This is a genomic window from Gemmiger sp. An194 (assembly GCF_002160145.1).
Classification (GTDB): Bacteria; Bacillota; Clostridia; order Oscillospirales; family Ruminococcaceae; genus Allofournierella.
In genome coordinates, this window is the sequence record NZ_NFKA01000012.1 from 1 (window position 1) to 13,092 (window position 13,092).

The 13,092-nt window shown below is 63.2% G+C and carries 11 protein-coding genes; 8 read left to right on the top strand and 3 right to left on the bottom strand.

The window, feature by feature from the left end; all coding sequences use genetic code 11:
* On the bottom strand, positions 1 to 573 hold a 573-nt coding region (locus tag B5F28_RS08625; RefSeq protein WP_206423063.1), incomplete at its 3' end, for a hypothetical protein.
* Positions 574 to 948: 375 nt separating this feature from the next.
* Here B5F28_RS08625 and B5F28_RS08630 point away from each other — a divergent pair.
* Positions 949 to 1,680: a class I SAM-dependent methyltransferase gene (locus tag B5F28_RS08630; protein ID WP_087295271.1), complete on the top strand. Its 732-nt coding sequence runs from the start codon at positions 949 to 951 to the stop codon at positions 1,678 to 1,680.
* 55 nt (positions 1,681 to 1,735) lie between these two features.
* Here the strand turns inward: B5F28_RS08630 and B5F28_RS08635 are convergent, their stop codons facing one another.
* Together B5F28_RS08635 and B5F28_RS08640 are read right to left on the bottom strand one after the other, a co-directional pair.
* Positions 1,736 to 3,727 carry a glycoside hydrolase family 13 protein gene (locus B5F28_RS08635; RefSeq protein ID WP_087295274.1) on the bottom strand — a complete coding sequence of 664 codons (1,992 nt, stop codon included), beginning with the start codon at positions 3,725 to 3,727 and terminating at the stop codon, positions 1,736 to 1,738.
* 327 nt (positions 3,728 to 4,054) lie between these two features.
* Positions 4,055 to 6,460 (bottom strand): glycogen/starch/alpha-glucan phosphorylase, encoded by a 2,406-nt coding sequence (locus tag B5F28_RS08640; RefSeq protein ID WP_087295275.1) that lies wholly within the window; start codon positions 6,458 to 6,460, stop codon positions 4,055 to 4,057.
* Positions 6,461 to 6,875: 415 nt separating this feature from the next.
* Here B5F28_RS08640 and B5F28_RS08645 point away from each other — a divergent pair, with 415 nt between their 5' ends.
* From B5F28_RS08645 to mreC, 7 genes are all read left to right on the top strand, one after another.
* On the top strand, positions 6,876 to 7,322 hold the full coding sequence (locus tag B5F28_RS08645) for a cell division protein ZapA (RefSeq protein WP_087295277.1): 447 nt from the start codon (positions 6,876 to 6,878) through the stop codon (positions 7,320 to 7,322).
* Positions 7,312 to 9,348 (top strand): U32 family peptidase, encoded by a 2,037-nt coding sequence (locus B5F28_RS08650; RefSeq protein ID WP_087295280.1) that lies wholly within the window; start codon positions 7,312 to 7,314, stop codon positions 9,346 to 9,348. Before B5F28_RS08645 ends, B5F28_RS08650 begins: the two co-directional genes overlap by 11 nt.
* A gap of 74 nt (positions 9,349 to 9,422) precedes the next feature.
* The gene (gene dut / locus B5F28_RS08655) at positions 9,423 to 9,863 is read left to right on the top strand and encodes a dUTP diphosphatase (RefSeq protein ID WP_087295282.1); all 441 of its coding nucleotides are present in this window, start codon (positions 9,423 to 9,425) and stop codon (positions 9,861 to 9,863) included.
* A 22-nt stretch (positions 9,864 to 9,885) separates the two neighbouring features.
* Positions 9,886 to 10,131 (top strand): DUF4321 domain-containing protein, encoded by a 246-nt coding sequence (locus tag B5F28_RS08660; RefSeq protein WP_087295284.1) that lies wholly within the window; start codon positions 9,886 to 9,888, stop codon positions 10,129 to 10,131.
* Between the two features lie 87 nt (positions 10,132 to 10,218).
* Positions 10,219 to 10,773: a Maf family protein gene (locus tag B5F28_RS08665; RefSeq protein WP_087295286.1), complete on the top strand. Its 555-nt coding sequence runs from the start codon at positions 10,219 to 10,221 to the stop codon at positions 10,771 to 10,773.
* A gap of 212 nt (positions 10,774 to 10,985) precedes the next feature.
* Positions 10,986 to 12,002 (top strand): rod shape-determining protein, encoded by a 1,017-nt coding sequence (gene mreB / locus B5F28_RS08670; protein WP_058964152.1) that lies wholly within the window; start codon positions 10,986 to 10,988, stop codon positions 12,000 to 12,002.
* Positions 12,003 to 12,175: 173 nt separating this feature from the next.
* Positions 12,176 to 13,078 carry a rod shape-determining protein MreC gene (gene mreC, locus B5F28_RS08675; protein WP_247643446.1) on the top strand — a complete coding sequence of 301 codons (903 nt, stop codon included), beginning with the start codon at positions 12,176 to 12,178 and terminating at the stop codon, positions 13,076 to 13,078.
* Positions 13,079 to 13,092 lie beyond the last annotated feature (14 nt).

Sequence of the window (13,092 nt, forward strand, 5' to 3'; positions counted from 1 at the left end):
GGCCCGTTTGTCCGCCTTGCGGGGATAGGCCTGCCAGAACCGCTCAAAGCCGGCTGGCGTATCGGCCGAGAGCTGTTCGGACTTTGGTTCAGTCTTCGGTGTGTCGTTCCCCAATTTCTCAGAGGAGGGGGAAGACGCACGCCCGCCGCAGGCGGTGTATGTGTGTTGGGTATCTTCTTGGATATCTTTTTGGGTATCTTTTATCGCTCTTCCGGAAGCGTCATTTGAATGTTCCGAATTCGTTTGTTGCAAGTGACGATTTTGAAACATGGAAAGAACGGATTCGCTGACTGCATACCACAACGTGCGGTCAAAGGCAAACCGGCCGAAGCGGCCCTCTACAAGTGCGCCCTGCCGGACAAGACTTTTCAGCAGGCGGCGGATCTGAGGCACGCTCCAGAAGGAAAAATGTTCCGCCAGCCGGGCGGCGCTGGCGTACATCCAGCAGCGGCCCTCTTTTTGGCAGTCCGGGTTCGACTGGTTTTTCTCACACCAGAACCGGATGTGATCCAAGAGAATTGCTTCCTCCACCCCATACCGGGCGGCGATGTCGGTATCAAAGGAATAACGCATGTGTGACCCTCCTTTTTTGAAAATAGACCGGGAAAACAAAAACCGCCCCCGGCGCGCCTGTGTTTGCACAAGGCGCACCGGATGACGGTTTGCAAAAAAGGCGGGGCCTGCACCGGCTCCGCCTGATCGTTTCAGTTTATATGGTAGCACGGGTCGGGCCGGGCTTTCCAGGGTCAAAATGCAAAAAAATCCGGGCTTTCCGGGTCAAAATCGTCCTTTGGCCGGGCTTTTCGCGGTGGGGGAAGAGGTGGTATAATGGGGGCAAAGCCGAAAAAGGAGGTGATGGGATGCGCGGCGGTATCCTTGCGCAGAAAATTGCATAAACCCATGTGAGCAGACCGAACACACGGAAGCCTTACATGGGAGGAACAAGCAATGAAACAGAACAAATACGACGACCCGAAGTTTTTTGAAAAGTACAGCCGGATGACCCGCTCGCAAAAGGGCCTGGAGGGCGCGGGCGAATGGCACGAGCTGGAAAAGCTGCTGCCGGAATTTGCGGGCAGGCGGGTGCTGGACCTGGGCTGCGGCTACGGCTGGCACTGCGCCTACGCCGCCCAAAAGGGGGCGGCCTCGGTGCTGGGGGTGGACCTTTCCGAAAAGATGCTGGCCACCGCCCGCGAGAAGAACAGCGGGGCGGTCATCCGGTACCGCCGCGCCGCCATGGAGGAGCTGGCCTTTGCGCCGGGCAGCTTTGAGGTGGTGCTCAGCTCGCTGGCCTTCCACTATGTGCGGGACTTCGCGCCGCTGGTGGAGCACATTCATGAATGGCTCACGCCGGGCGGAGCGTTCGTCTTTTCGGTGGAGCACCCGGTCTTCACCGCCTACGGCAGCCAGGACTGGTACTACGGCCCGGACGGGGAGATTTTGCACTTCCCGGTGGACCGCTACAGCTTCGAGGGCCAGCGGCAGGCGGTGTTCCTGGGCGAGACGGTGACCAAATATCACCGCACCCTCACCACCTACCTGGAAACGCTGCTGCAAAGCGGTTTTGCGCTGCGCCATGTGGTGGAGCCCCAGCCCCCGGAGGACATGCTGGACCTGCCCGGCATGCGGGACGAGCTGCGCCGCCCCATGATGCTGCTGGTGGCCGCCCAAAAGCAGTAATCGTTTTGCGTCAAACAAAAAAGCCAGAGCGTTTTGCTCTGGCTTTTTGTTTTGCTTATTTGTTCGCCTTGGGTTCGGCCTTGACTTCCGCTTTGGGGGCTTTTTCGGCTTTGGCTTCGGGCTTGGATTTCGCCTTTGCCTGGGCAGGAGCTTTGGCCGGTTCCGCCGCCTTTGCGGGCGGGGTGAGACCCGGCTCTTCCATGGACTGCTTTTCCAGCGCCGGGGGCGGGGGCGGGGGCACGTCCTCCACCAGGATGGTGAAGCCGTAGGGGTTCACCTCGGTGTGCTTACCGAAGGCTTCCTCCACGATCAGCCGGGAGGAACGGTTCATGATGATCTCCGCCATCTGGGCACAGCCGGTGCGGCGGTAGTGCAGCACATCGCCCTCCGCCTTGATGATCTGCATGTCGCCCTCGGCGAAGGCGTCGCATTCCCGGCGCAGATGGGCCAGCTGGCGCAGCACCGGGCGCACCCGGCTCTCGGTGGATTCCCAGTTGAAGTAGGCCCGGTTGAAGGGGTCCCGGTAGCCCTGCATGGCGATCTCGTCGCCGTAATAGATGCTGGGCACGCCGGGCAGCGTAAAGATCATGGCGTAGGCCAGCCGCAGCAGCCGCACGCCGTGGTTGTACCGGTCCCGGGGCAGGGTTCGGCCGCTCTGCCAGTACCGGTCCTTGCCGTCCGAGGGTTCGTCCGCAATGGCGGTGAGCGCCCGCTCGGTGTCGTGGGTGCTCATAAAGTTCATCAGGCAGTGCAGCGCCGGGGCCGGGTAATGCTCACAGATGGCCATGATGTCCTCGGCGGTGTCCGCCGCGCTGCGGCCCTTCAAAAAGCCCAGCACCGCGTTGCGGAAGGGGTAGTTCATCACCGCGTCCAGCCCGTTGCCCAAAAGATAGGTCCGGCGCACGCCGTAGGCCTCCTTGGTGGTGGCGTCCTCCCAAACCTCGCCCAGCAGGTAGCAGTCCGGCCCGTGGGCCTTCACCGCCTTGCGGATCTCCTCGATGAAATCATCCGGCAATTCGTCCGCCACATCCAGCCGGAAGCCGGACGCGCCCAGGCTCAGCCAGGTGTCGATCACGCCGCCCTTGCCACAGATGAACTGGCGGTAGGCCGGGTCGCTCTCCTGCACCTCGGGCAGGCTCTCGAAGCCCCACCAGCTGCGGTAGCCGCAGGCATAGTTGGGGCTGAAATCGTACCAGCTGCGATAGGGGCTCTGGGGGTCGTGGTAGGCACCGCCCGGGCCGTAGCGGCCCTCCCGGTTGAAGTAGATGGAATCCGAGCCGGTGTGGCTGAACACGCCGTCCAGAATGATGCGGATGCCCTGGCGGCGGGCCGCGGCGCACAGCTGGCTGAACTCTTCTTTGGTGCCCAGCAGCGGGTCTGGCTTTAAATAGTCGGCGGTGTTGTAGCGGTGGTTGGAATGGGCCTCGAAGATGGGGTTCAGATAGATCCAGCTGACCCCCAGCTCCTTCAAATAGGGCAGCTTTTCCATGATGCCCGCAAAGTCGCCGCCGAAGTAGTCCATGTTCAGATAGCCGCCCTCTTCGTTGGGCCAGAAGTAGGGCTCGCCGTGCTTGTTCTCCCGGTAGATGCGGTCCGAGAAGGGCATGGGCTTATGCTTTTTGCCCTCGTAGAACCGGTCCGGGAAAATCTGATACAGCACCCCGCCCTTGATGGGCGCGGGGGTGACGAAATCCGCCTCGTACACGGTGAGCTGCCACCAGGGACCGGTGGTCCAGCCCAGCACAGCCTGGCCCATGGGGCCACGGAAGAGCTTGCGGAAATCGGAATACAGATCGAAATAGTAAAAGTGCAGCCCGGCCCGGCTCAGCGAAAGGGTCAGCGAGAAGCGGTTGATGCCCTCCTCGCAGCCGTCGAAGGCCATGGCGTGATGCACCGGCTCGCCGCCGTCCCGGATGAGCACCAGGTGTGGGCGCACGAATCCGTAATCGTAGGGGATGGTGAGCCGGAAGGTGACCTGCTGGCCGGTTTTCACCGCGCCGAAGGGGGTTTTATAGGCCGGGTCAAAGCTGTTGTATAACTGATCCACACAAACACTCCCAGAACAAAGATGCCGGCAGCCGCCGGGAAAAACGGATATCGAACAGGAAAAGGCCCCGGGGCCGGACTGTCCGGCGCCCGGGGCGAAGGGGCAGCCGCAGAGACTGCCCGGAAATCAGAGCGGAAAACCGCAAGGGCGGCACCGCATAATTCCAGGTGGTGGAGCGCGCCGGAAAATTTTTTGCGGAATGAACCCAAAAGCGCAGGCAAGCCTTTGAGGCCCCGCGAGCATTTTGGGAAAATTCCACGGAAAATTTTGGCGCGATACGCCGCCTGAGCCGACAGGCGTGAATTGTGCGGTGGTGCCCTAAAAAACTTACTTTACGGGATGCGCGCCCCAGATGTCGCGGGCATAGTCCATCACGGAACGGTCGGCGCTGAATACGCCGCTGTTGGCGATGTTGGCCAGGCTCATCTGGTTCCAGCGGGTGCGGTCGGCGTACAGCTTCTGCACGTCGGCCTGGGCGCGGCGGTAGTCCTTGAAGTCGGCCATGACCATGTAGGGGTCGCTGGTGCGCAGGTTGTTGACCACCTCGTGGAAGCTTTCGCCGTTCCAGCCCTTCTCCAGGAAGTTCAGCACCTCCATGGCAACCTCGTCGCTGTTGATGAACATGCTGGGATGGTAGCCGGTGGCCTTCATCTGGTTCACTTCCTCGGTGAGCATACCGAAGATGATCTCGTTCTCCTTGCCCGCGGCGGCGGCGATCTCAACGTTGGCGCCGTCCAGGGTGCCCAGGGTGATGGCGCCGTTCAGCATGAACTTCATGTTGCCGGTGCCGGAGGCCTCGGTGCCTGCCAGGCTGATCTGCTCGCTCACCTCGCTGGCGGGCATCAGACGCTCGGACAGGGACACATTGTAGTCCTCCAGATAGACCACGCGCAGCTTCTCGCGCACGGCGGGGTCGGCGTCGATCAGGGCGCCCAGCTTGCAGATCAGGCGGATCATCTGCTTGGCCATGTAGTAGCCGGGGGCAGCCTTCGCGCCGAAGATGTAGGTCTTGGGGGCGAACTCCGCATTGGGATGATCCTTCAGGTACAGGTACTGGGCGGCGATGTTCAGCGCGTTCAGGTGCTGGCGCTTGTACTCGTGCATGCGCTTGACCTGGCAGTCGAAGATGGAGGCGGGGTCGATCACCTGACCGGTGGTCTTCTCCAGATAGGAGGCAAACTCCGCCTTGTTGGCCTTCTTCACATCCTCCAGAGCCTTGAGAACAGTCTTGTCGTCCTTAAAGGCGTTCAGCTTTGCCAGCTGGGAAGCGTCGTGCTTGAAGCCCTCGCCGATGGTCTCGCTCAGCAGCTTGGTGAGGCCGGGGTTGGAGGCCAGCAGCCAGCGGCGGTAGGCGATGCCGTTGGTCACGTTCTTGAAGGCCTGGGGCTTATACAGGTAGTAGTCGTGGAAGACACTGTCCTTGATGATCTGGCTGTGCAGCTTGCTCACGCCGTTGATGGAGTGGCAGACATAGCAGCAGATGTTGGCCATGCGAACCTGATTGTCGCCCAGGATGGCCATGTAGTTGATCTTGCCCCAGTCGCCGGGGAAGGCCTTCTCGAAGTCGGCGCGGCAGCGGCGGTCCATCTCCTCCACGATGGAGTAGATGCGGGGCAGGGTGGAACGGAAGATGTCCAGGTTCCACTTCTCCAGCGCCTCGCTCATGACGGTGTGGTTGGTGTAGGCGAAGGTGCGGCGGCAGATGTCAAAGGCCTTATCCCAGTCGTAGCCGCACTCGTCCAGCAGGATGCGCATCAGCTCGGGGATGGCCAGGGTGGGATGGGTGTCGTTCAGCTGGATGGCTGCCTTCTCGGGCAGGGTGTCCAGGCTGCCCCACTGGGACAGATGATTCTGGCAGATGTCGCCGATGGAGGCGGCGGACAGGAAGTACTGCTGGCGCAGGCGCAGGATTTTGCCCTCCCGGTGGTTGTCGTTGGGGTAGAGGATCTTGCTGATCAGCTCGGCGGAGGCGTTCTTGGAGATGGCGCTGCCGTACTCGCCGGCGTTGAAGCTGTTCATGTCGAAATCGGGGGCCTTGGCCTGCCACAGGCGCAGCTTGGCAACGCCCTGTCCGTCGTAGCCCTGCACGTACATGTCGCTGGGCACGGCGATGACGCTGTTGTAATGACGGTGGGTCACATGATGGTAGCTGCCCTCCCAGCTTTCCTCAATGTCGCCGTCGAACTTGATCTCGATGCTCTGGTCGGGGTGGCTCTTCAGCCAGACCTGACCACCGGGCAGCCAGTTGTCGGCCTTTTCCTGCTGCCAGCCGTCCACGATCTTCTGCTTGAAGATGCCGTACTCGTACAGGATGGAATAGCCGGTGCCGGAGATGCCGGTGGTGGCCATGCCGTCCAGATAGCAGGCGGCCAGACGGCCCAGACCGCCGTTGCCCAGGCCTGCATCCGGCTCTTCCTCGTAGATGCTCTCCATCTTGATGCCCGCGTCGGACAGCACCGCCTCGGCCACTTCGTTCAGGCCCAGGTTGAACAGGCTGGTCTTCAGGCTGCGGCCCATCAGAAATTCCATGCACAGGTAGTACACCTGCTTTGCGCCGGTGCCGTAGGCGCGGCTCTGGAACTTTTTGTGCTGGGCGCTCATCAGCCGGCGGGCGATGATAGCCAGCGCACGGTAGATCTGCTGGTTGCTGGCCACGTCCAGCGTGGTGCCGTATTCCGTGTTCAGCCGCTCCTTGAGCAGCTTCTCAAACTCTTTCTTGGTGTATTTCGTCAACGTTTCTCCACTCCTGTCGGTAAAAGTAAATCGCTGCCAAAAAACTAAGGGTCAAAGGGGAAATTCCGGCGGGCGGGGCGCTCCCGTTCTGGGGGTCCCGGGGCCGGGCGGCCTGGCAGCAGGGCTGCACACTGTGAGCAGTACCGTGGCATTCAGGCAACAGAGACAGCACGGGACTGCCTTTTTATTTTACCAATTTATCCGGCCCGTTTCAAGAAAAAATACGTTTCCGGTAAGCATATGCCCCTTCCCGGCGGGCAAAAAGACAGGATGCGGCAAAAAAAGGGGTTTTCTGTGGGGGTGCTTTATACTATAATAAGATTCAAGGCGGCGGGCTGCGCCGGATGCGTGCCGCCGCCTTGTGACTATGCTTCGCGCCCGGCGCGGAGTTTTGTGAAAGAAGAGGGATTGAATTATGCCGGTTACCAAAGTGAAACTGACCATCTGCGGGTCCAACTATATCGTATCCACCACCGATTCCGAGGAATATGTGAACCAGCTGGCCGAGCGGCTGGACACGGACATGACCGAGATCATGACCCAGAACCCCAGCGCCAGCGTGGCCGCCAGTGCGGTGATCAGCGCGCTGAGCTATCTGGATGAGCTGAACAAGAACGCCTCCAGCACCGACAACATGCGCGCCCAGATCAAGGATTATCTGGAGGACGCCGCCAAGGCCAAGCTGGAGGCCGAGAACGCCCGCCGTCAGGTGGAGAAGCTGACCGCCGAGCTGAACGCCCTGAAGGCCCAGCAGGCGGCCGCCGCCCAGGCTGCTGCCGAGCAGGCCGCCCTGCTGGAAAAGGCCGAGGAGGCCGCCGCCGGTGAGGAAACCGCCGTCAGCGAGGAGAGCAATGAACAGTAACGCACCCATGGAGATCCTTGCCCCCGCGGGCAATATGGAGGCGCTCACCGCCGCCGTCTACAGCGGGGCCAACGCGGTGTATCTGGGCCTGAAGCGGTTCAGCGCCCGGCGCACCGCCGGAAACTTTGATGCACACGAGCTGCGCGAAGCGGTGAGCTTCTGCCACGGCCGCGGGGTGAAGGTGTATGTAGCCATCAACACCACCGCCCACCCGGCGGAGCTGGAGGCCCTGTGCGACGCGCTGGCCGACGTGTGCGCCGCCGGTGCCGACGCGGTGATTCTGCAGGACCTGGCGGTGGCGGCGCTTGCCCGCCGTATGGCTCCGGACCTGCCCATCCACGGCTCCACCCAGATGAGCGTGCACACGCTGGAGGGCGCGCTGGAGCTGGCCGAGCTGGGCTTTTCCCGGGTGATTCTGGCCCGTGAGCTGAGCCTTTTGGAGATCGAGCACATCGCCAAAAACTGCCCCATCGAGGTGGAGGTGTTCGTGCACGGCGCGCTGTGCATGAGCGTTTCCGGCCAGTGCTACATGAGCGCCTTTCTGGGCGGACGCAGCGGCAACCGGGGCGGCTGCGCCGGACCCTGCCGCCTGCCCTTTGCGGCGGACGGCTCCGGGGCCTGTCATCTGAGTTTGAAGGACCTTTCTGCCGTGGGCAGTCTGCCCGCGCTGGCCGCCGCCGGTGTGGTGAGCGCCAAGATCGAGGGACGGCTGCGGGGCCCCGAGTACGTGGCCGCCGCGGTGAACGCCTGCCGCAATTCGCTGGCGGGCCAGCCCTACGACGAAAAAGTATTACAGGATGTATTTTCTCGTTCCGGTTTTACCAATGGATATATCGAGGGCAAGATCAACGGGAGCATGTTCGGGGTGCGCACCGCTGAGGACAGCGCCGCCAGCAAGGCGGTGATGCCCGCGCTGCGGGAGCTGTACCGCCGGGAGATGCCCCGGGTGCCGGTGCGCTTCACCCTGCTCTGCGAGGAGGAGGGCTGCAAGCTCACCGCCGCCGACGGCGAGGGCAACACCGCCATCGCCTACACCCAAAGCGCCCCCCAGAAGGCGGAAAAGGACCAGCGGGGCGCCATCGAGCGGGCGCTGGGCAAGACCGGCGGCACGCCCTTCTATCTGGAGAGCCTGACCATCGAGGGCGAGCCGGGCTATCTGCCGGGCAGCGAGTGGAACGAGGTGCGCCGGGCCGCGCTGGAAAGCCTGCTCAAAAAGCGCAGCGCCCTGAAGCCCTGGGCCTTCCACCGTCTGCCCCTGCCCGCCGCAAACCGGCACCCCCTGCCCGCGAAGCTGCCCCTCTGGGGCCGGTTCGAGCACTGGGAGCAGGTGCCGGAAAACGCCGAAGAGCTGGCCGGGCTGATCGTTCCGGTGTTCGAGGCGGAGCAGGTTCCCGCAAATCTGCGGGCGAAAACCGTGCTGGAGCTGCCCCGGGCCATGTTCGGGGCCATGGAGTCTGCGGTGGCCAAGGCCATCGAGGCCACGAAAAACGCGGGCTTTGCCGGGTATCTGGCCCAGAACATCGCCCACTTCAAGCTGGCGAAGGGCCTGCCCCTCTACGGCGGCTTCGGGCTGAACATCACCAACCCGCTGGCCGCGGATACTTACAAGGCCATGGGCCTGCGGGCCATGACCCTGCTGCCCGAGGTGCCCTTCAACGAGATGACGGCCATTGCCCCCGGCGTGCCCACCTGGGCGCTGGTCTACGGCCATATGCCCCTGATGCTCACCCGGGCCTGCCCGCTGCAGAATGTGATCGACTGCGCCCACTGCGGCAAAAAGGGAGAACTCACCGACCGCAAGAACAAGCACTTCCCGGTGCGCTGCGGCGGCGGTGTGCGTCAGGTGTACAACCCGGTGCCCCTCTATCTGGGCGACCGGGCCGGAGAAGTGCCTGCCGATGCGGGTGTGCTGCTGTTCACCATCGAGTCGAAGGAGCAGGCGGCAAAGGTCATCGACCGGTACCGCAAGGGCGAGGCCTGGCCCGGCGAGTTCACCCGGGGTTTGTACTATAAGCCCGCACAGTAAAGCCGGGACTGCCCTTTCAAAATAACAAAAAGTAAAATAAAGCAATGCTTCAACAGAAAGGAAATGCTCTTCCCATGGAGATCCCATACATCCTTACCCGGCCGGGGGCCAAGGCCCCGGCCTATGCCACCCCCGGCGCGGCGGCGGCGGACCTGTGCGCCGCTCTGGATGCGCCCCTCACCCTGGCTCCCGGCCAGCGGGCCATCATTCCCACCGGCGTGGCGGTGCAGCTGCCCGGCCCCCAGTGGGTGGCCCTGCTCTGCGCCCGCAGCGGCCTTGCGGTGAAGCGGGGGCTGACTTTGTCCAACGGGGTGGGGGTCATTGACTCCGACTACCGGGGCGAGATCGGCGTCGGCGTGGTGAATCTGGGCGAGGAGCCGGTGACCGTGGAGCCCGGCGAGCGGGTGGCCCAGCTGATGATCCTGCCGGTGGCCCAGGCCGCTTTTGTGCAGGCTCAGAGCCTGGACGAGACCGACCGGGGCGCGGGGGGCTTCGGCTCCACCGGCCGTCTGTGAGCGGGGAAGGGGAACAAACGCCATGAAAAATGCTCTGTTTTTGTGCTTCTGCCTGCTGGCGGGGGTCATCGCCGGGGGCCTGCTGGCTCAGGTCTGCGCCGGAGTGTCCGGCCTTTCCTGGCTGGCCTATTCCAAGGCCCTGCGCTTTGCGCCCCAGCTGGACCTGAGCGTGCTGCGCCTGAATCTGGATTTCGTGCTGGAGCTGAGCGCTGCCCAGGTGCTCACGCTGGCGCTGGCCATCTTTGTCTATCGCCGGGTGGAGATCTGAGCTCCGCCCCGGTGCGCCCGGGGGGTTCCCGGGCTTTTTTGTGAAAAAATCGTTCTGACTTGAAATAAACCAAAGGAGAAAATCGTTATGTCATTGGTCCTCGCATCCGGCAGCCCCCGCCGCAAGGAGCTGCTTTCCATGATCTGCCCGGAGTTTTCCGTCATCACCAGTGAGGTGGACGAGTCCGCCATCACCGCCCCCACCCCTGCCGAGACCGCCCTGGCTCTGGCCACCGCAAAGTGCAAGGCCGTGGCCAAGGATCACCCGGAGGATGTGGTCATCGGCTGCGACACCGTGGTGGACTGCGGCGGCGAAATTTTCGGCAAGCCCGCCGACCGGGAGGACGCGGTGCGCATGCTGCACGCGCTTTCCGGCAAGGGCCATCAGGTGCACACCGGCGTGTGCGTGTGCAGGGGGGAGGAATGCAAGAGCTTCGTTGCCACCAGCACCGTGAATTTTTACCCCATCGAGGAGGAGGCCATCCAGGCCTACGCGGATACCGCCGAGCCCTACGACAAGGCGGGCGGCTACGCCATTCAGGGCACCGCGGCCCTGTTCTGCGAGGGCATCGACGGCTGCTATTACAACATCATGGGCCTGCCGGTTTCCCGCCTGGCCCGGCTGCTGCGGGAGTTTCGGTGATTTCTGGCGGAAAATCACCGGAAAAAGTTTGAAGAAATTGAAAAAAAAGCCCCGCGCCCGTTGAGAATGTTCTCCGGGCCGGGTATAATAAGATAGAATGCCTGCACGGCGGCACAAGCCGGCGGCGGCGCGTTTTTTTGATTTTTATCCGGTCATTTGAAATAGAGTGTGCGCCTCGGTGTGAGGCCTGTGAGAAAAGGAGAAACGTGTATATGTTCAGCAAGGATATCGGAATCGACCTCGGAACCGCCAATACCCTGGTTTACCTGCGGGGCAAGGGCATCATCATGCGGGAGCCCAGCGTGGTGGCCGTGGATACCAAGACCGACGAGGTGCGCAGTGTGGGCCACGAGGCCAAGGCGGTCATCGGCCGTACCCCCGGCAGCATCATGGCCGTGCGTCCCCTGAAGGACGGCGTGATCGCCGACTTCGACATCACCGCCAACATGCTGGCCCGCTTCATCAAGAAGGTCTGCGGCAACAGCATGTTCTTCCGTCCCCGCGTGGTCATCTGCATCCCCTCCGGCGTGACCGAGGTGGAGCGCCGCGCCGTGAAGGAGGCCGCCCTGAAAGCGGGCGCCCGTCAGGTGAGCGTGATCGAGGAGCCCATGGCCGCGGCCATCGGCGCCGGTCTGCCCATCAGCGAGCCCTCCGGCAGCATGGTGGTGGACATCGGCGGCGGCACCAGCGAGGTGGCCGTGATCAGCCTGGGCGGCATCGTGGCGGCCCGCAGCGTGCGCGTGGGCGGCGACGAGTTCGACCAGGCCATCATCGCCTACATCAAGCGCAAGTACAACCTGCTGATCGGTGAGCGCACCGCCGAGCAGATCAAGATCGAGATCGGCTCCGCCTACGAGCTGGAGGAGGAGAAGGAGATGGAGATCAAGGGCCGCAACCTGGTGGACGGCCTGCCTAAGAACATCACCGTACACTCCGAGGAGATCCGCGACGCGCTGGCCGAGAGCCTGCAGAAGGTTGTGGACGCCATCAAGGAGACCCTGGAGCGCACTCCCCCTGAGCTGAGCGCCGACATCATCGACCACGGCATCATGCTCACCGGCGGCGGCGCGCTGCTGCGCGGTCTGGATGAGCTGGTACACCGTGAGACCGGCATCGACGTGCACGTGGCCGAGACCCCGCTGGACTGCGTGGCCGCCGGCACCGGCGCGGTGCTGGATCACATCGACCTGCTGGGCGACGTGCTGGACGACAACTCCTCTCACTTCTAAGAGAACGCTCTAAGAGAACGCTTCCGCCGTGCGGGCGGGGGATTTTGTGACCATCAAGCCGGGGCCGCGCCCCCGGGCTTTTGTGCAACACCGGCGCGGGCGGCCCTTGCCGGGGCGGCCCGCGTATTTTTTATTCGTTTGCAAAGCATGCTTTGCGCAACTCAACCGGGGAGGTGAGCCCACTGAAGGACTTTTTCAATACCGGAAAATTCAAGGCCCTGGTGGCCCTGGCAGTGCTGCTGGGCGGCATCATGGCCTGGGCCGGCGCCAACGGGCGGCTGGCCAGCGCGCCGGAGCAGATTCTGAGCGCGGTGCTTTCGCCCTTCCAGAAGGGCGCGGGCGCGGTGAGCGGCGGCGTGGGAGGCCTTTTGGACAAATACGCCCGCATCGACTCCATCATCGCCGAGAACGAGGCCCTGAAACAGGAAAACTGGGAGCTGCAGGATAAGCTGGTGGAATACGACCGGCTCAAGGCCGAGAACGACGCCTACAAGGAGCGGGACCGGCTGGAGGACGACAGCCCCGAATATACCTATGTATCCGCCTTTGTGATCGGCCGCGACCCGCTGGAGCAGTTCGGCGGCTTCACCATCGACCTGGGCACCCTGGACGGGGTGCAGCAGGGCGACGTGGTGGTCAGCGACCAGGGCTATCTGGTGGGCCGGGTGCTGGAGGCGGGCCCCGCGTCCAGCAAAGTGATGACCATTCTGCAGCCCGGCTCCTACGTGGCCTGCGTGGTCAGCCGCACCCGCGACACCGGCAACCTGAACGGCAGCGCCGACTACGCCGCCGACGGCCGCTGCGTGCTGGAGAACCTCTCCCGCGATACCCTGGCCCAGGTGGGTGACCAGATCATCACCACGGGTCTGGGCGGCGAGTTCCCGGCGGACATCCGGGTGGGCACCATCGAGGAGATCCTGCCCGAGGAGAGCGGCCGGTCCTCCATCGCGGTGATCGAGCCCGGCGCGGATGTGAACAACGTGAAGCACGTGTTTGTGATCACCGATTTCGAGACCGCCTACGGCCAGCAGGCCGAACAGGCCGAGGATGCCGCCTCCTCAGCGGCACAGGAATAACCGGCATGAGCCGG

Bases quoted from the DNA above. Each gene is read 5' to 3' on its own strand.
- B5F28_RS08630 (WP_087295271.1), top strand. From the start codon at position 949: ATGAAACAGAACAAATACGACGACCCGAAGTTTTTTGAAAAGTACAGC.
- B5F28_RS08645 (WP_087295277.1), top strand. From the start codon at position 6,876: ATGCCGGTTACCAAAGTGAAACTGACCATCTGCGGGTCCAACTATATC.
- B5F28_RS08650 (WP_087295280.1), top strand. From the start codon at position 7,312: ATGAACAGTAACGCACCCATGGAGATCCTTGCCCCCGCGGGCAATATG.
- dut (WP_087295282.1), top strand. From the start codon at position 9,423: ATGGAGATCCCATACATCCTTACCCGGCCGGGGGCCAAGGCCCCGGCC.
- B5F28_RS08660 (WP_087295284.1), top strand. From the start codon at position 9,886: ATGAAAAATGCTCTGTTTTTGTGCTTCTGCCTGCTGGCGGGGGTCATC.
- B5F28_RS08665 (WP_087295286.1), top strand. From the start codon at position 10,219: ATGTCATTGGTCCTCGCATCCGGCAGCCCCCGCCGCAAGGAGCTGCTT.
- mreB (WP_058964152.1), top strand. From the start codon at position 10,986: ATGTTCAGCAAGGATATCGGAATCGACCTCGGAACCGCCAATACCCTG.